This window comes from Corynebacterium aurimucosum (assembly GCF_030408555.1).
GTDB classification, from domain to species: Bacteria; Actinomycetota; Actinomycetes; order Mycobacteriales; family Mycobacteriaceae; genus Corynebacterium; species Corynebacterium aurimucosum.
Genome location: NZ_CP047048.1, coordinates 2,386,383 through 2,402,300, shown reverse-complemented (window position 1 = coordinate 2,402,300; position 15,918 = coordinate 2,386,383). Strand labels below are relative to the sequence as shown.

The 15,918-nt window shown below is 62.5% G+C and carries 15 protein-coding genes; 3 read left to right on the top strand and 12 right to left on the bottom strand.

Annotated elements, in window-relative coordinates; all coding sequences use genetic code 11:
* Positions 1-311 precede the first annotated feature (311 nt).
* From cls to CAURIM_RS11380, 4 genes are read right to left on the bottom strand one after another with little or no spacing between them, the layout of a single operon-like run.
* Complete coding sequence (gene cls / locus CAURIM_RS11395) at positions 312-1,775, bottom strand: cardiolipin synthase (protein ID WP_070645508.1); 1,464 nt, start codon at positions 1,773-1,775, stop codon at positions 312-314.
* A gap of 6 nt (positions 1,776-1,781) precedes the next feature.
* Entirely contained in the window at positions 1,782-2,591 is an 810-nt protein-coding gene (locus tag CAURIM_RS11390) for an exodeoxyribonuclease III (RefSeq protein ID WP_201829060.1), read from the bottom strand.
* A gap of 5 nt (positions 2,592-2,596) precedes the next feature.
* A complete protein-coding gene (locus CAURIM_RS11385; RefSeq protein WP_201829062.1) occupies positions 2,597-3,595 on the bottom strand; it encodes an N-acetylglutamate synthase, CG3035 family in 999 nt (332 codons plus the stop codon).
* Positions 3,595-4,209 (bottom strand): peptide deformylase, encoded by a 615-nt coding sequence (locus tag CAURIM_RS11380; protein ID WP_070711593.1) that lies wholly within the window; start codon positions 4,207-4,209, stop codon positions 3,595-3,597. Before CAURIM_RS11380 ends, CAURIM_RS11385 begins: the two co-directional genes overlap by 1 nt.
* 16 nt (positions 4,210-4,225) lie before the next feature.
* On the opposite strand from CAURIM_RS11380, the gene CAURIM_RS11375 reads away from it, so the two are divergent.
* The 3 genes from CAURIM_RS11375 to CAURIM_RS11365 are packed head-to-tail and all read left to right on the top strand — an operon-like array spanning position 4,226 to position 6,465.
* Positions 4,226-4,480: a DUF3263 domain-containing protein gene (locus CAURIM_RS11375; protein ID WP_236659380.1), complete on the top strand. Its 255-nt coding sequence runs from the start codon at positions 4,226-4,228 to the stop codon at positions 4,478-4,480.
* A gap of 26 nt (positions 4,481-4,506) precedes the next feature.
* Entirely contained in the window at positions 4,507-5,271 is a 765-nt protein-coding gene (locus CAURIM_RS11370; RefSeq protein WP_083311451.1) for a LytR C-terminal domain-containing protein, read from the top strand.
* 48 nt (positions 5,272-5,319) lie between these two features.
* Positions 5,320-6,465 carry a glutamate--cysteine ligase gene (locus CAURIM_RS11365; protein WP_201829066.1) on the top strand — a complete coding sequence of 382 codons (1,146 nt, stop codon included), beginning with the start codon at positions 5,320-5,322 and terminating at the stop codon, positions 6,463-6,465.
* A gap of 105 nt (positions 6,466-6,570) precedes the next feature.
* Here CAURIM_RS11365 and CAURIM_RS11360 read toward each other — a convergent pair whose 3' ends face one another.
* The 8 genes from CAURIM_RS11360 to CAURIM_RS11325 form a co-directional block, all read right to left on the bottom strand.
* A complete protein-coding gene (locus CAURIM_RS11360; RefSeq protein ID WP_201829068.1) occupies positions 6,571-7,794 on the bottom strand; it encodes a glycosyltransferase 87 family protein in 1,224 nt (407 codons plus the stop codon).
* Between the two features lie 88 nt (positions 7,795-7,882).
* Positions 7,883-8,263, bottom strand: a complete 381-nt coding sequence (locus CAURIM_RS11355) for a monovalent cation/H(+) antiporter subunit G (RefSeq protein WP_070445814.1) — start codon at positions 8,261-8,263, stop codon at positions 7,883-7,885.
* Positions 8,260-8,532 (bottom strand): monovalent cation/H+ antiporter complex subunit F, encoded by a 273-nt coding sequence (locus CAURIM_RS11350; RefSeq protein WP_010188770.1) that lies wholly within the window; start codon positions 8,530-8,532, stop codon positions 8,260-8,262. Before CAURIM_RS11350 ends, CAURIM_RS11355 begins: the two co-directional genes overlap by 4 nt.
* Positions 8,532-9,050, bottom strand: a complete 519-nt coding sequence (locus CAURIM_RS11345; RefSeq protein ID WP_070445817.1) for a Na+/H+ antiporter subunit E — start codon at positions 9,048-9,050, stop codon at positions 8,532-8,534. Before CAURIM_RS11345 ends, CAURIM_RS11350 begins: the two co-directional genes overlap by 1 nt.
* On the bottom strand, positions 9,047-10,843 hold the full coding sequence (locus tag CAURIM_RS11340; RefSeq protein ID WP_070730162.1) for a Na+/H+ antiporter subunit D: 1,797 nt from the start codon (positions 10,841-10,843) through the stop codon (positions 9,047-9,049). Before CAURIM_RS11340 ends, CAURIM_RS11345 begins: the two co-directional genes overlap by 4 nt.
* Positions 10,836-11,336 (bottom strand): Na(+)/H(+) antiporter subunit C, encoded by a 501-nt coding sequence (locus CAURIM_RS11335; RefSeq protein WP_070445823.1) that lies wholly within the window; start codon positions 11,334-11,336, stop codon positions 10,836-10,838. Before CAURIM_RS11335 ends, CAURIM_RS11340 begins: the two co-directional genes overlap by 8 nt.
* Positions 11,336-14,251, bottom strand: a complete 2,916-nt coding sequence (locus CAURIM_RS11330; protein WP_201829071.1) for a Na+/H+ antiporter subunit A — start codon at positions 14,249-14,251, stop codon at positions 11,336-11,338. The genes CAURIM_RS11335 and CAURIM_RS11330 overlap by 1 nt, the downstream gene beginning before the upstream one ends.
* Before the next feature lie 229 nt (positions 14,252-14,480).
* A complete protein-coding gene (locus tag CAURIM_RS11325; protein WP_201829073.1) occupies positions 14,481-15,848 on the bottom strand; it encodes a dipeptidase in 1,368 nt (455 codons plus the stop codon).
* Positions 15,849-15,918: the final 70 nt, after the last annotated feature.

The following is a 15,918-nucleotide window of genomic DNA, read 5'->3' as shown; positions in this document are numbered from 1 at the left end:
CCAGGACGTTGCACAAGGTCCCGAGTACAAGCCGCTGAGCAAACGGGTACCGTCACAAGACACCGAGCACCGCGTGCTACGCAGTTGGAGCCTTGCAAACGGCATCTCACAAAAGGCATCTTGCAAACGGCGCACTGCAGAAGGCATCAGTCAAAGGGCGTCTTTGCCTCTGAAAACGCCTTTTGCAGGCGCTAGATGGCGTTTTTAGGACCAAAAGCGCCTTGTGGTAGACGCCTTCTAGGAGATGCCTTCTGCGTGCTGTTCGGCTCCCTTGGCAATAAGGGAACCACGTGCGGGTCCCCATGCATCCCCTACTGCAGGGCGGAGGTCAGACGCATGACGTTGTCCACGTAGCGGCGCAGCAGGCCGCGCTCGTTCCACTCCTCGAGGGTGAGCTCGTGGCAGACCTTCTTGTAGTTGCTGGCCAACTGGGTGAAGTCATCGATGAGGTCGCCCTTGGCCACCAACATGGTCGATTCATAGTTGAGGCCGAAGGACCGCATATCCATGTTGGAGGAACCAAACATGCACAAGGAGTCGCGCTCCGGCAGGTTCGGGTCCGCAAGAATGAACTTGGAGTGCAGCACGAAGGGCTCGGGGAATTGGAAGATCCGCACGCCAGCCTCCAACAGTGCTTGGTAGTAGGAGGACTGCGCGTGGTTGACCATGAACTGGTCCGCCTTCGCGGACACCAACAACTCCACCTCAACGTCGCGGTAGCACGCGGTGGTGACCGCCTCCAAGAGGGACTCGTCCGGGATGAAGTAGGGCGAGCAAAGGATGAGCTTTTCCTTGGCGTGGTGTACCACCGAATTGAACATGCGCAGGTTGGGTTCCGTGGTGTAACCGGGGCCGGAGGGGACCAACTGGAGGTGGTTGGAGTCGGCCGTCATGGCGTCGTCATAGGGCTGCATATCCAAGGACAGCTGCTCTTCGGATTCCAGGTACCAATCCACCGCGAACACCGAGGCCAAGGACGTCACCACAGGGCCGGTCATCTCGACCATGTAGTCGATCCATGCGCGGTCCTTGGTCTTGTATTCACGCTTGATCATGTTCATCGAGCCCAAGAAGCCCGTGTGGCCGTCAATGACCACGATCTTGCGGTGGTTGCGCAAATCCGGGCGGCGGAAGCGGCCTTTGTGCAGCTGCAGCGGAAGCATGAGCCGCCAGTCGACGTCAATCTCGGTGAGGCGCTTGCCCAGGGTGAAATAGCCCTTGTACTTCAAACTGCCGATCTGGTCTAGCAGCAGCTTGACCTCCACGCCGCGCTTTCGGGCGCGCGCGAGGGACTGGAAGAAGACATCGGTCACCTCATCCCAGGACTGGATGTAGATCTCAATGAGCACGTATTTCTCAGCGCGGTCGACGGCCTGAGCCATGGCCAGGATGGCTTCCTCATAGGAGGCGTGCAGGCCTTTGTTGTGGCCAATGAGAGCTGGGTGGCCGGTGAGGTTGCGATTGAGCTGGATGAGGGATTCCACCTCCGGGGAGAGGCGGCCCGAGGGGTGGTTGGGGGTGGAGGCGGTGACGTCGTTAAGCAGGGCGTTGGCTTCCTGCTGGATGCGGTGGCGCCGGCGGTTGATATAGGGCGAGCCCATGAGCAAGAACAACGGCAGCCCCACGATGGGCAGCACAAGAATGGCCAACAGCCAGGCAGTGGAGCTGGAGGGGCGGCGGCCTTCGGGAACGACGCCGATGGCGATGATTTTGATGCCGTAATCAATAAGCAGCAGTACAAACTGCCAGACGGAGAGATCGATGTTGAGGTTCATGGCAGGCTAGCACACCGATGCGAAATCGGGGACATCGAAATCCGCGATTAGTGGCACGTGGTCGGAGGTCTTGTCGCCGGCGCGTTCAACCATGTCCACCTGTGCTCCTTGGACGAGGCGTGCGAGGGGTTCGCTGGCCAGCTGGAAATCGATGCGCATGCCCTCGTTCTTCTGGAAGCGCAGGGACTTGTAATCAAAGTAGGTCCAGCGCTCCTCCTTAGTGAAGCGGCGGGTGACTTCCACCAGCCCGGACTCCTCCAGCATCTGGAAGGCGGCGCGCTCCGGTTCGGTGACGTGCGTCTTGCCGCGGAAGAGCGACATATCCCAGACATCCTCATCTCGCGGCGCGATGTTGAAGTCACCCGTGAGCAAGAGTTTCGACTGCGCCCGAGTCTCCGCATAGCGCGCCAAAGAGTAGAGGAAGTCCAGTTTGTAGTCGAAGTGCCGGTCCGTGATGTCGCGCCCGTTGGGAACGTAGAGGGACCACATCTCAATCCCGCGGATGCGGGCCGATAGCGCCCGGGCCTCGCGCGCCTGCTCCTTAGTGGGGTCTTTGTGGAACCCAGGCTGGCCGGGGAAGAAGGTCTGGACCTCTTCCGGTTCTTCCTTGGACAGGATGGCCACGCCATTCCACTGGTTCAGCCCGTGGCAGGTCACGTGGTAGCCGGCTTCCTCGAAAGGCTCGCGGGGGAACTTCGCATCCGCCACCTTGGTTTCTTGCAGGCAGAGCACGTCGATGTCGTGCTTGGCCAGCAGATCCACCGCGCGCTGAGCGCGGGTGCGAACGGAGTTGATGTTCCAGGTAGCGATGCGCATGTGGTTTAGGGTACTTGAGGTAGACGGTGGGCGTAACGGTGACGGTGCTGCTCGAGGAAGCCGAGCTTCTCATAGAGCCGGATCCCAGCCGTATTATGGGCTACGACCTGCAGGTAGGCCTTCTCCGCACCCTGGGCCTTGCCCCAGGCCAGCATGTGCGCGCCCAAGGCGGTGCCCAATCCTTTGCGGCGCCAACCTTCGGCCACTTCCACGGCGGAGTAACCCAGCCACACGGTGCCGTCCCCGGATTCCGTTAGGGTGCCGCGCGTAATAGCGATGGTTTCGCCCGTAGGGGAGAGGAGGCGCCCGAAGCCCATCGTTCCCTCGATGTGGCTTCGCAGGTATTCCAAGGCTAAAGGCGGTAGAGCTTGGCCGCGGAAGTGGTAGAGATCGAGCCATTCGGAATCGGGCTGCGCATCGATGCGGAAGGTGACCTCTTCCGGTTCTGGGAGATCCGCCACATCACGCACCATCACTAGGATTTCCGGCTCGAGCTCCCAGGCTTCGGGTTCGGCCGCCACGAGCTTTTCTGCGGAGGCGCCGATGCGCTCCGGGATGGCCAAGCGCACAGGAAGATCGTGGCGCGCATAAAACGCGTCGATCTCCTCCATCGGTACCGGCAGAAATCCCGCGGAAGGGCCCAGCGGAATCGCGGAGTTTGAGCGGCCCGTCACGCCATCACCCGCGCGCAGGAGCCACTGGCCATCAGACGTCCACGTGTGCTCCTTGCCGGGGAAGGCGGCCGCGGTGGCCACCTCGACGGCGCGGATATCGGAATTGCGGACGGTACGTGGGGAGAGGCGCTTAATGATCTTGAGCTGCTCCGGCGGAATCTCCACTGCGTCGAGCGAAGAGGGGTAGCCGCCGACTTCCTGGGGGCGGATGACCAGCGGCTCCAGGCTGAGCACGTGGCCGATGACATCACTGTGCACGCCGCCGAAATCGCGCCGGGCCACCACGCGCTCGCCCACCTGGACGGAATCGGAGCGGAAGATGCGGGACATTAGTCGTCGTGCCCGAAGGGATCTTCGTCCTCGCCTGGCAGCCAGGTAAGCCCGGCCTCGGTCCAGCCGTTGCGCTTAATAGCCTTCTTGGCCTGGCGCTTGTAGCGGCCGGTGAGCACGTCGGTGTAGACGAAGCCGTCGAGGTGGCCGGTTTCGTGCTGCAGCATGCGCGCGAAGAAACCATAGCCCTCGATGGAGATGTCCTCGCCCTTTTCATTCTTGCCGGTCACACGCGCCCAGTCAGCGCGGCCGGTGGGGAAGCCCTCGCCCGGAACGGAGAGGCAGCCTTCGTCCTCGGAGCCGTCGTCGGCCGGCATGGTTTCCGGAATCTCGGAGGTTTCCAGCACCGGGTTGATCACGCAGCCGCGCCGCATGCCGCCTTCGGGAAGCTCGGTGCCATCTGGCCCGTCGGTGTCGGGGCAGTGGTAGACAAAGAGGCGCTTGTTCACGCCGATCTGGTTGGCGGCTAGGCCTACTCCGTGCGCGGCATCCATGGTCTCGTGCATGTCCGCGATGAGCTCCTGTAGCTCGGGGGAGTCGATGGCTTCAGTGACCGGCTCGGTGGGATTGTGGAGGACCGGGTCGCCGTGGATAACGATGGGACGAATAGTCATGGCATACAGTCTAAGCATGCACTCCCTGTCAGACCTAGACGCCGCGATTTTGGACTTCGAGTCCCACGCCCCGCGCGATATCGGCGCCAAGGAGGAGGCCATCCGTGCGCAGCTGGACATTACTCCGGTGCGCTACCACCAACGCCTTAACGTGCTCCTTGATAACCCCGCCGCGCATGCTTCCTACCCGTTGTTGGTGACGCGTTTGCGCCGGCTTCGCGACGCCCGCGAGGGCGTCCGGCGCGCCGCACACGACAATGCACCGGACTGAGGCCCATAGATACTAGAGTTGCCAGTGTGACTAATGTGAATCCGGAAAACTCTGCCTCGTCCGCTGACCGCGCGCGCCACGCCGCCGATTCCGATTCGGCTGCCGCCGCCCCGGCCTCCGCTAGCAAGCTCCCGCTGCGTGGTGTTGCCATGGTGCTCATCGCCGTGGCCGTCATGCTCGGCATGTGGGCTCTTTACGCCATGACCTCGGATGGTTCCGAGGACACCGCGCAGGATGCGCCCGCCAACGACGCCGCCGTCTCCGGTCCCGCCACCGGTGGCGTTGAAGGTGATGCTGCTACCGGCGGTGCGGAGGGCGAAGCCGACAAGAACAAGGACGCCGCCGAGCACGAGCGCCCGGCTGATGCCGACGCCGACTCGGAGAACGCTGACCAGGCCGGCGCGGAGCGCAAGGAGAACCGCGAAGAGAACGCTGAGGCGGGCGCCGCCGTAGGCAACTCTGACCGCCCGCAGGCGGAGATCCCCGTCAACGTTTTCAACAACTCCGGCCGCGCCAACTACGCCGCTGACGAGGCAGAGCGCCTCAAGACCGAAAAATTCAAGGTGGCCGAGGTAGGCAACATCAGCGGCGACGTCCTCGTCGCACCGCAGACCACCATCTTCTTCCCGCAGGGTGATGCGGCGGCCGAGAACCTGGCCAAGGAAGTCGCCGCCCAGTACTACGGCGGCAATGTTCCGGCGGAAGCCATTGCGCCTTACCCGGCCGAGCTGACCGGGGATTACACTAAGGGCGATGCCGTCGTCGTGGTCCTCGCCGTTCCCCAGGCCTAAGGAATAAAAACTTATTAAATTCACCCTGTTGGTGGATAGGATGAATGGGTGAATATTCCGGAAGAGAACTTCGCCCGCTCGCCTGAGCCCACCCTGGGCGTGGAGTGGGAAGTCGCCCTCGTTGACCCAGTGACTTGGGACCTCGTGCCGCGTGGTGCGGAGCTCATTGACCACGTACACGCCGCTCACCCCGACATCCACTTGGAAAAGGAATTCCTCCAGAACACGGTGGAGCTGGTGACCGGGGTATGCCGGACGGTGCCGGAGGCGATGGGGGACCTGCAGACGTCGCTAAGCGCAGTGCGTGAAGCGGCTAATTCTATGGACGTGCGCCTCTGGGCCTCGGGCGGACACCCTTTTACGGACTTCCGCAAGAACCCGGTTTCCTCCAAGGAGAGCTACTCCGAAATCATTAACCGCACCCAGTACTGGGGCCAGCAGATGCTGCTGTGGGGCACGCACGTGCACGTCGGCATCAGCCATGAGGAACGCGTGTGGCCCATCATCAATGCGCTGATGACGAAGTACCCCCACCTGCTGGCCATTTCCGCCTGCTCGCCGGGGTGGGAGGGGCTCGATACCGGTTACGCCTCCAACCGCACGATGCTCTACCAACAGCTGCCTACCGCGGGCATGCCCTACCAATTTGAAAACTGGGAGCAGTGGAAGTCCTACATGCGGGACCAGGCCATTTCGGGGGTCATCAACCACACCGGCTCGATGCACTTCGACGTCCGCCCGGCCTCGAAGTGGGGAACGGTGGAGGTGCGCATTTCCGATGCCGCCTCCAACCTCCGCGAGCTCTCCGCCATCGTGGCGCTCACGCACTGCCTGGTGGTGCACTATGACCGCATGATCGATGCGGGCGAAAAGCTGCCAACCCTCCAGCCGTGGCACGTGGCGGAGAACAAGTGGCGCGGTGCGCGCTATGGCATGGACGCGCTGGTCATCACCTCGCGCGAGACCGATGAGCGCTGGATCAAAGATGAGCTGGCGGATCTGTTGGTGGAGCTGGCCCCGCTCTCAGAAGAACTAGGCTGTGCCCGGGAGCTGCAGCTGGTGCAGGAGATCATCGATTCTGGTGCGGGCTATGAGCGCCAACGCCGCTTGTATGAGGAGACCGGCAGCTGGCAGAAGGTGGTCAAGGCCACCGCGGATGAGATGGAGCAGCTCTTGCCGCTCGCTGAGGGCTAAGCCCTAGGGGGCGAAGGTACAGATTGGTAAATAAGCCTTGTAGAACACGAGTTTTCGAGCCACTATTTACGAAAACGTACCTTGTCAAGACCTGGCGAACCGCCCCTAGCTCTTCTCCACGGCACGCTTGCGCGGCGCGACGAAGCCCCACACGGCGTAGACGGCGATAAAGGCGATACAAGACAGCGTCCACAGCGAGGTCGCCCACGGCTGGAAGGATTCGATCGCGTCGAGGTTGGCCGTGGACATGGTGAACCACACCGGGACCGACATGAAGGGCAGCGACACCACGAACAGGGCCGCCACGGAGGCAAGGCCGGCGAGCTGCTCGCCGAACTTCCCGGATAGCCGTGCAGTTAGCGCCTGGTTGACTGATACGAAGACCATGACCACGAAGGGGATGGTCCACACGAAGTGGTGGTACCACGAGAAGGGGGAGACCAAGCAGGTGCTCAGGCCCGTTAGCGCGAAGGCCGCGGTACGGTTGCCGCGCAGGTATGCGGTGCGCAGCGCCAGGCAGGTAAGCGCGAAGACCACGATGACCGCCAACAGCCACCAGATGCCGCCATCGATGCCGAGCTCGCGGAACATAAGCGAGCGCAGCGACTTTGCTCCGGGGTTGGCATGCTCGCCCACGCGGGAAGAATTGAACATGGCATCGGTCCAGAAATCCATCGCATCGGGTACGAAGAGGAAGCCGAGCACCACGGTCACCAAGAAGGTGATGACCGCCCCCGCGGCGGCCCACCAGCGCTTCTCAAAAAGCAAGGCCAGCCCCATATAGGCCGGGGTCAGCTTGATGCCCGCGGCCAGTCCAATTCCCACGCCCGGCAGGCGGTGCTTAAGCGGCAGGAAATCCAAGGCCACGAGCAGCATCAAGAAGACGTTGACCTGCCCGTAGTACAGCGACCCGTGCATCGCCTCATTCGCCGGGGTGAGCGCGGTGAGCAGCACGGCGACGAGTACCGCGGCCGGGGTCATCTTCACGCCCCGCTCGCGGAAGATCATGACGACGATCGCCAGCACCGCTAGGAACATGAGCGAGGGCCAGATAATGGTCAGCGCACCCTTGCTGAAGAAGGGCAAAACCTTGAACAGCAGGCCCGCGAACGGCGGGTAGGTGAAGGGGAATTGGAAGATATAGGGGGCGTCGTAAAGCAGGCCGCCCGCGTTGAGGTCCTCGCCCGCCATGCGGTAGATGGAGAGGTCGAAGGGGAGGATGTAGGTGAAGGAGTGGGGTCCATCGTATTGGCTGAACTTGTACACCATCACAGCGATGCCCAGTGCAAGGACAGCGCATATCGTTGGTACGCCTTGCAGCTTTTTCACGTCGACTCTCCTCGAATGAGCACCTATTATTGCCTTTTGCAGCCTATATTAATGCTCCCTCTTTTCCTGGGAGAAGGGGCCCGTGTCCTTACTTTCGGCGCAGGGAACGCGCGGCGGGGGCCTCGTTGCGCAGCATCGAATCCGGCGTGCCGTACAGGCCCTCGCGGCGAGCGATACGCGTGGTTCTTTGTGCGGTCACCGGGCTGGTGATCATGGCGAAAAGGACAAGCAGCACCAGGATGCCCAAGTCGCCGCGCTCAGCCACGCTGAAGCTCTCCGAACCCGTCACCTTGATGATGGCGCCCAGAATGGTGAAGATGAGCCCCGTGGTCTGTGGTTTAGCGATGGCATGCACGCGCGCCATCGTGTCCCCAAACCGTGCCACTCCAATCGCGGCCGCCAAAATGAGTATCGAGCCGACGAGGATGAGGATGATGGAGAGGACATCGGCAATCAGTGCGTAACTCATGAATCCCTCTTCCTGAAGCGAGTAACGGAGACCGTCGAAATGAATCCGAGGAGCGCCACGACCAGCATCGCGTTGGAGACTGTGGTGTCCAATGTCCAACAGATATAGGTGGCCAGGGCGCATTGGAACATGGCCACGAGCCCGTCCATGGCGATGAGCCGGTCGAGCGAGTTGGGGCCGATGACGATGCGCCACGTGGTGATGAGGAAGGCCACCACGAGGAAGCCCGCGGCCACAGTGAGCAGGATGTTATACACGTCAGTATCCATCAGGGGTGGCTCCTTTCGAAGATGGCAATCATATCGGCTTCCAGCTTGCGCACCGCCGCGATCTCCCGCTCCAAGTGTTCCTCAGAGTCAGCGTTGAGGAGATGGATGGTGAGCATGCGGTTGGCAATATCGATATCGGACACCGTGCCGCCCGGCTGCAGGTTATACAAGCTCACCGCCAGCGCGAGAACGAACTCGTTCTCCACGCGCATCGGCAACTTCACAATTGCGGTCTTCGGCACTTCCTGCGGGCGCACCGCCAGCCAGCCAACCTTGAGGGAAGCTTCCATTAGCTCCACAAACCACTGCGCCATGAAGATGAAAAGCTTGCCCCAGCTCACCGAAATTCCTGCCACGGGCATGGCCGGCAGCGGTAGCGCGAAGACGATGAACAGGCTGGCAAGCAGCCCGCCTGCCAGGTTCGCCACGGTGACTTCGCCCATGAGCATGCACCACATGACGATGATCCACACCATGAACCAGGGCCGGAAGCGGTGCTTAATCCCGGCAAATCTCATCGCGATACCTCCTTTTCATCCTTGCGCACGGTGGTGGGCAGAGCGGGCGTGGCGCTTGGCGACGTCCTCGTTGTCGGCGCCACCGGCTCCGGATCCGGGATGGGCTCGCTCCGGTTCTTGCGGGAATCCGCGCCCTCCTCGTAGCGCTCGGCGGGGTCTAGGTGGCGCGTCGGGGCCTCGGCGGAATCACCCAGCACGGCATAACGGTAGATGGAATCATCCTGCGCCGAGGTGGCCGCGCGGGTGGTGACACCGGAGATGGGGCCCGCCAGGAAGGACATCGACACCGAAGCGATGACGAGTAGGGACGTGGAGGCCAGCATGCCGAAGGGCACGCGGCCGACGTCGTCGCGCTCTTCCAACTCGACGTACTCAGTGACCTCGCCCAGCGGGGAAGGACGCACCATGGCGAGGTTGCCCTCGGGGGCGTCGCCGCGGTCACGCAGGAAGCCCTTGGCCCAGACGAGCACCATGACATACAAGGTGAGCAGGGAGGTGACCACCGCGCCGCCGATGAGGACCCAGGACATCCACGAGCCCTCGTTCGCGCCGGCTTGGAGCAGCATGATTTTGCCCAGGAAGCCGGAGAAGGGAGGGATGCCACCCAGGTTCATGGCCGGGATGAAGTACAAAATAGCGATGAGGGGCGCGGTATAAATCAGCGAGCCCAAGCGCCGCAGCGAAGAAGTGCCGGCCTGGCGTTCGATGAGGCCTACCACCAAGAAGAGCGCGGTCTGGACCAGAATGTGGTGCACGGCGTAGAAAATGGCGCCCGACAAACCTTGCGCGGTTCCGAGGGCAACGCCGAAGATCATATAGCCGATATGGCTGACCAGCGTGAAGGACAGCAATCGCTTGATATCCGATTGGGCGATAGCACCCAAAATGCCCACGAGCATCGTGGCCAGCGCGACCCACATGAGCAGGCCGTCCAGCCCTCCATCGGTGAAGATTGAGGTACGCGCGCGAATGATGGCGTAGACACCAACCTTGGTGAGCAGGCCCGCGAAGACCGCGGTGACGAGGGAGGGTGCGGTGGGGTAGGAGTCCGGCAGCCAGGCATCCAACGGGAAGACGGCCGCCTTAATACCAAAGGCAATGAGCAGCACGGCGAACACTGCGGAGCGGGTGCCCGCCGGGATATCCTCCATCCGGATGCCAATCTGGGCCATGTTCATCGTGCCCACCGTGGCGTAGATATAAGCCAAGGCCAGTACGAAGATGAGCGAGGAGGCCATGGAGACCATGACGTAGCCCACGCCGGCCCGCACGCGCGCGGGCGAGGCGCCGAGGGTCAGCAGCACATAGGAGGCCACGAGGAAGATTTCGAAGCCCACGTAGAGGTTGAACAAGTCACCGGCCAGGAAGGACACGTTCACGCCCATGGTTAGCAACATGTAGGTGGGCAGGAAGGTCGCCACCGGCTCGTCCTTAGTGCCGTCGCGTACGCCCTGTGAAATGGCGTACCACATGACGGAGAACAGGACGACGGAGGAGGTAAAGAGCATGACCGTGGACAAACGGTCCGCCACCAGCGTGATGCCCACTGGGGCGTCCCAGCCGCCCACCTGCAGGGTTTGAATGCCGGTGGTATCCGCGATGAAAATCAGAGCGGCATTCACGGTGGCGAGCGTGAGCAGGGAGAAGAAAGCGATGCGGCGCTGCGCATTGGCATTGCGTGCACAAAGCATCGCTAGCGCGGCAGCCAAGGCCGGGATGATGATCGGCAGGGGGATCAGGTAGCTGATATAGGGCAGCAGCAGATCCACCAGGGGTGAGATGGTCTCACTCATCGGTGGCCTCCTTCACGGGAGCCTCGAAGAATTCGGGGCCAAATTTATCGCCTTCCTTGGTGTTGCGGCCGGTGGTCGGGTCATTGGAGGCGTCATGGTCGGGGGCAGCCGAGGCGTTGCCCGGACGTGAGGCAATCGCGGCGATGGCGGCGTCCTCGGTGTCATCCTCAATCACGTCCGCGGTGCGGTAGCGATATTGGCGGTAGGCCAAGGTGAGGATAAAGCCAGTCAGTGCCATCGAAATGACGATGGCCGTGAGGATCATCGCCTGGGCCAGTGGATCGGCGATGTCCTCGCCATAGGGCAAGGAGGTCCGGCCGTCGATTGGCGGTGAGCCCGCCTTGCCGCCAGCCATGAGCATGAAGAGGTTCGCGCCATTGCCCAGCAGCAAGATGCCGAGCAGCATCTTGGTCATGGCGCGGTCTAGCAATAAGTACACCCCGGCGCCGCAGAGCACGCCCGCAGCGAGCAGGAGCATGAGGTTGGCATCCATTAGGCGTGTCCTTTCTCTGCGGTGGCAGTGGTTTCTTTCTCTTTCGCCCGGCGTGACAGGGAACGGGCGCGGTCGCGGGCGCGCTGCTTACGCATCTCTTCTTCCTCATCGAGCTTGGCACCCAAGGAAGACAAGACATAGAGCGTGAGACCGACGACGATGAGGTAGACACCGGCGTCGAAAATGAGCGCCGACGGCAAGGAAACATCACCGATGAGCGGTACGCCGATCTTCGTGTACCCAGAGGTCAGTGGTGGATAGCCCAGGAGCATCGGGGTGATGACGGCGCTGAGGGAGAACAGCAGGCCTACCGCCATGGTGCGGCCGCCGTCGAGTGGCAGCGCCTCTTCGAGCTCCTCGCGGCCGCCAGCTAGGTAGCGCAGAATCAGCGCCAAGGCTGCCACGAGGCCGCCAGCAAAACCGCCGCCAGGGGCGTTGTGGCCGCCGAAGAAGAAGTACAGGGACAGCACCATCATCGAGGGGAAGAGAATACGGGTGCTCACGTCCACCATGAGCGAGCGGTTGAGCGCCTTCTCCGATTCCACGCCTGCAGCCAGCCAGCGGCGCCCAGTGACCTGCAAGGTCGGGCGGCGGGAGGCACGGGTAAAGCTTTGCGTGCGGAAAATCAACGAGGCAATACCCGTTGCGGCAATGACGAGCACCGTGATCTCGCCAAAGGTATCCCACGCACGCAGGTCCACGAGCAGGACGTTGACCGTGTTGGCACCGTGGCCAATCTCCTTGGCCAACTCCGGCATGTAGTGCGAGATGGGCTCCTCGCGCCGGGCGTTGATAGCGAACATACCGATCACGGTGACGGCCAGGCCCACGCCGACTGCCAGCCAGGCGCGCAAGCGACCGGTTTTGGGCTCCTGCTTCCACTCGGTATTGGCCGGCATGCGGCGCAGTACCAGCATGAAGAGCACCATGATGATGGTCTCCACAAGCAGCTGCGTCAGTGCCAAATCCGGCGCGCCCTGTAGCGCGAAGATGAAAGACAAGGCGTAGCCGGTCACGCCGACGAGGATGACGCCCGAGAGGCGGTTATCCAGCACGGTGGCTGCGACAGCAGCGATGATGATGATCACCGCAGCGATGGCCTGCCAAGGGTTCTCAGCCACGATCATGTGCACGTTGGTGATATCACCGTTGATGAGCATGACGATGGGCAGCACCATGAGCGTAGCGAAAATGACCGTGAGGTTGAACTGCAGCGAACCGCGCTGGGTGGAGGCGGTGATGCGCAGGGAAAGCTGGCGTAGGGCGTTGATCACGGCGTCGTAGGAATCATCTGCCGAGCCCAGGGCCGGGTAGGTGAACTGGGCCTTCGTGAGCGCCTGGCGCTGCCAGTGCAGGAGGAAACCGGCGGCGACAATGACCACGGAAAGCAGCAGCGCGATGGTGAAGCCATGCCATAGGGCTAGTTCGGAAGCCTGCTCCGTCCCAAAAGTGTTGTCCAGGTGCTGCGTGATGCCGTGGGATAGCGGCAGCGGCCGCAGGCCAAAGAAGATGGTGAGCAAGGTCAGCACCGTCGGCGGGATCCACAGGAAGGGGCCGATGTGGTGCATGTGTGCCACTGCCTCCGAAGGCTCTTCCTGCCCCTTGGAGGAGAACGCGCCCCACAAGAAGCGCAGGGCATAGGCCATCGTCAGCGCGGAGCCGACGACGACGGCAACGAGTAGCATGTTGCGCGGCATGCCGACGAGCAGCTCCTCGCCCATGATGGCTTCCAGCGTGGCTTCCTTGGACACGAAGCCCAGCAGCGGTGGAATGCCCGCCATGGACATCGCGGGGAGGATAGCTAGGACATACAGCGCGGGGCTCTTCCTGCCCAGGCCCGCAAGCTTGTCGATGTCCCTCGTTCCCGTCGAATGGTCGATAGCACCGACGATCATGAAGAGCGCAGCCTTGAAGAGGGAATGCGCGAACGTTAGCGCCAGTCCTGCCTGCATGGCCTCGCGGGATCCGATGGCGATGATGGCGGTGATAAAACCCAGCTGTGAGACGGTGCCATAAGCCAAAACCAGCTTCAGGTCACGCTGCTTGAGCGCCATCCAGCCGCCGAGCAGCATGGTGAAGGCGCCCAGGGGGATGACCACGAGGTGCCAGGTAGGAATGTCATGCACCGAGGGAGCAAGGCGCGCGACGAGGTAGATACCGGCCTTCACCATCGCTGCGGAGTGCAGGTAAGCCGAGACTGGGGTCGGCGCGGCCATGGCGCCGGGCAGCCAGAAGTGGGCCGGGGCGATGGCGGACTTGGAGAGCGCACCGCAGAGAATCAGCACGATCGCCACGGTGAGGTAGGGGGTGTTGGCGAGGTCTTCGGTGGCGGCGATACCGCTGAAAGACCACGCGCCGGTCTGGCGGCCGAGGAGGGTGATACCGACCAGCATGGCGAGGCCGCCTAGAACGGTCACCATGAGCGCCTGCTGCGCTGATCGACGCGACGAGGCGCGCTCGCCGTAATAGCTCACCAAGAGAAAAGACAGCAGGGAGGTGATTTCCCAGAAGACGTAGAGCAGCAGGAAATTATCGGAAATGACCAGGCCATACATGGCCGTGGCAAAGCCCACCATCTGGCCACCGAAGAGGGCAAGGCGGCGCCGAGGATGGTCGAAATAGCCCCAGCAATAAAGCAAGACCAGCGCGCCTACTCCCAAGATGATGAGGCTGAATAACGCGGAAAGCGCGTCCATGCGGAAGCTGATATTGAGGTGCGCGGCTGGCATCCAGTTGAGGTCATAAGCCAGCTGGTTGCCGTTGCGTAGCGTGCCAGTAGTGAGCTGCTGGAGTACCCAGAAGAAGCCGACCGCAGGGGCGATTGCCAAGAGCCCGAAGGCGCGGCGGCCAAGGTAGAAAATGAGGAATGGAGCGGCGATGGATGCTACGACCAAGGCGCAAAAGAGAGTGAGCACGAGGTTGCGGTGGCGTCCTTTCCTTGTCGGGGGACTGGGTTAAACCCACCGCGCTGGCGGGCGTTCACTAATGCTCACGATACAGTCTGAAATCCCAGTTTTCACATTTTCGTTTCATACAGTTATATATGCGTCTCCTGTTGGCGTTCCGCCACCTCGCCAACCGCCTAGCTCAGGAGAAGGGAGACCAACGCCCGGCGGATCTTGTGGCTGGGCGTTGGGCTGGTGCCTAGGCGAAGCGCTGGAGGAAGAGTGCTTCAGCGATGGCGATCTTTTCAATTTCGCTCGGGTCGACCGACTCATTGGCGGAGTGGATGGTGCACTGCGGCTCCTCGACGCCAAAGAGCGCGATCTCGGCATTCGGGTGCTTCTCCTGCAGCTCCACGGTCAGCGGGATGGATCCGCCCATGCCCTGGGTGATGGTCTCGGCCCCGAAAGCCTCGCCGAGGCACTCGCCGAGCAGAGCCACGGCGGGCTTTGCCGGATCGGTTTCGAATCCCAGGTTGGCCTCCAGGATGGTGACCTCGATGTGTGCGCCCCACGGGACGTGCTTCTTCAGGTGCTCGGCCACGGCCTCCGCGGTGGCGCGGGGATCCATGGTGGCGGGGGTGCGCAGGTTGATATTGGCCTCAGCGGTAGCGGGCACGGCGTTGACGGCCTCGGCCACCGGGGTGGAGGTAAAGCCGGTGACGGTAATCGCCGGGCGGGCCCAAATCATATCCGCGATGGCGGTGGCACCGGCCGGGTCCTTCGCGCCCATGACCTCGGTGCCCTCAAGCATCTGCGCGTCGGCGCGGAAGTTCTCCTCGCTGTAAGCGGTGTCCTGGCCCTCGGCCAGCGGCCAGGTGCCCTCGCAATCGACGCCGTCGATAGTCGTGCGGCCATACTCATCCGTCAGGGAATCCAGCGCGCGCATGAGCGCCTTGACAGCGTCGGGAGCCGCGCCGCCGAACTGGCCGGAGTGCACAGCCGAGTGGAGGGTGGAGACCTTGACGTTGATCTGCGAGCCACCGCGCAGGGAGGTCGTCAGCGTCGGCACACCCACCTTGGCGTTGCCGGCGTCGGCGATGAGGATGGCGTCGGCAGCAAAGAGCTCCGGGCGCTCTTCGATGAGTGCGGACAGGCCCTCGCCGCCGCGTTCCTCAGAACCCTCAATAAGCACGGTGAGGTTGAGGTCGGTTCCACCGTGAGCGTCGAGTGCGCGCAGGGCCGCTAGGTGCATAGCGACGTTGCCCTTGCAGTCCGCGGCGCCGCGGCCGTACCAGCGGCCATCGCGCTCGGTCAGCGTGAAGGGATCGGAGCCCCAGGCCTCCGGGTTGCCGGCGGGCACGACATCATAGTGCGAGTAGAGCAGCACCGTCTTCGCGCCTTCCTTGCCGGGGCGCTTGGCGACGATCGCCGTGGAACCATCAGCGGTGGTGATGGCTTCGGGGGTGAAGCCGACGTCGACAAGCGCGGCGTGAACCCACTCCGCTGCCTTCGCGGTCTCCTCCTCTAGACCCGGCTCGTTGTGGACGGAATTGAAGGAGACGAGCTCCTTGAGCTGCTGGAAAATGGTATCTCGGTCGTTGCTGACAAACTCAGAAATCTTGGTCATGCCCTCCAACCTACTCGTATCCCCGAATCGGTCTATCGACAAGTAGGGAGTAATATATCCCGGGTTCTAG

Bases quoted from the DNA above. Each gene is read 5' to 3' on its own strand.
- CAURIM_RS11350 (WP_010188770.1), bottom strand. From the start codon at position 8,532: ATGGATACTGACGTGTATAACATCCTGCTCACTGTGGCCGCGGGCTTC.
- CAURIM_RS11375 (WP_236659380.1), top strand. From the start codon at position 4,226: ATGCACTCCCTGTCAGACCTAGACGCCGCGATTTTGGACTTCGAGTCC.
- CAURIM_RS11325 (WP_201829073.1), bottom strand. From the start codon at position 15,848: ATGACCAAGATTTCTGAGTTTGTCAGCAACGACCGAGATACCATTTTC.
- CAURIM_RS11335 (WP_070445823.1), bottom strand. From the start codon at position 11,336: ATGGATGCCAACCTCATGCTCCTGCTCGCTGCGGGCGTGCTCTGCGGC.
- cls (WP_070645508.1), bottom strand. From the start codon at position 1,775: ATGAACCTCAACATCGATCTCTCCGTCTGGCAGTTTGTACTGCTGCTT.
- CAURIM_RS11390 (WP_201829060.1), bottom strand. From the start codon at position 2,591: ATGCGCATCGCTACCTGGAACATCAACTCCGTTCGCACCCGCGCTCAG.
- CAURIM_RS11340 (WP_070730162.1), bottom strand. From the start codon at position 10,843: ATGAGTGAGACCATCTCACCCCTGGTGGATCTGCTGCTGCCCTATATC.
- CAURIM_RS11355 (WP_070445814.1), bottom strand. From the start codon at position 8,263: ATGAGTTACGCACTGATTGCCGATGTCCTCTCCATCATCCTCATCCTC.
- CAURIM_RS11345 (WP_070445817.1), bottom strand. From the start codon at position 9,050: ATGAGATTTGCCGGGATTAAGCACCGCTTCCGGCCCTGGTTCATGGTG.
- CAURIM_RS11380 (WP_070711593.1), bottom strand. From the start codon at position 4,209: ATGACTATTCGTCCCATCGTTATCCACGGCGACCCGGTCCTCCACAAT.
- CAURIM_RS11385 (WP_201829062.1), bottom strand. From the start codon at position 3,595: ATGTCCCGCATCTTCCGCTCCGATTCCGTCCAGGTGGGCGAGCGCGTG.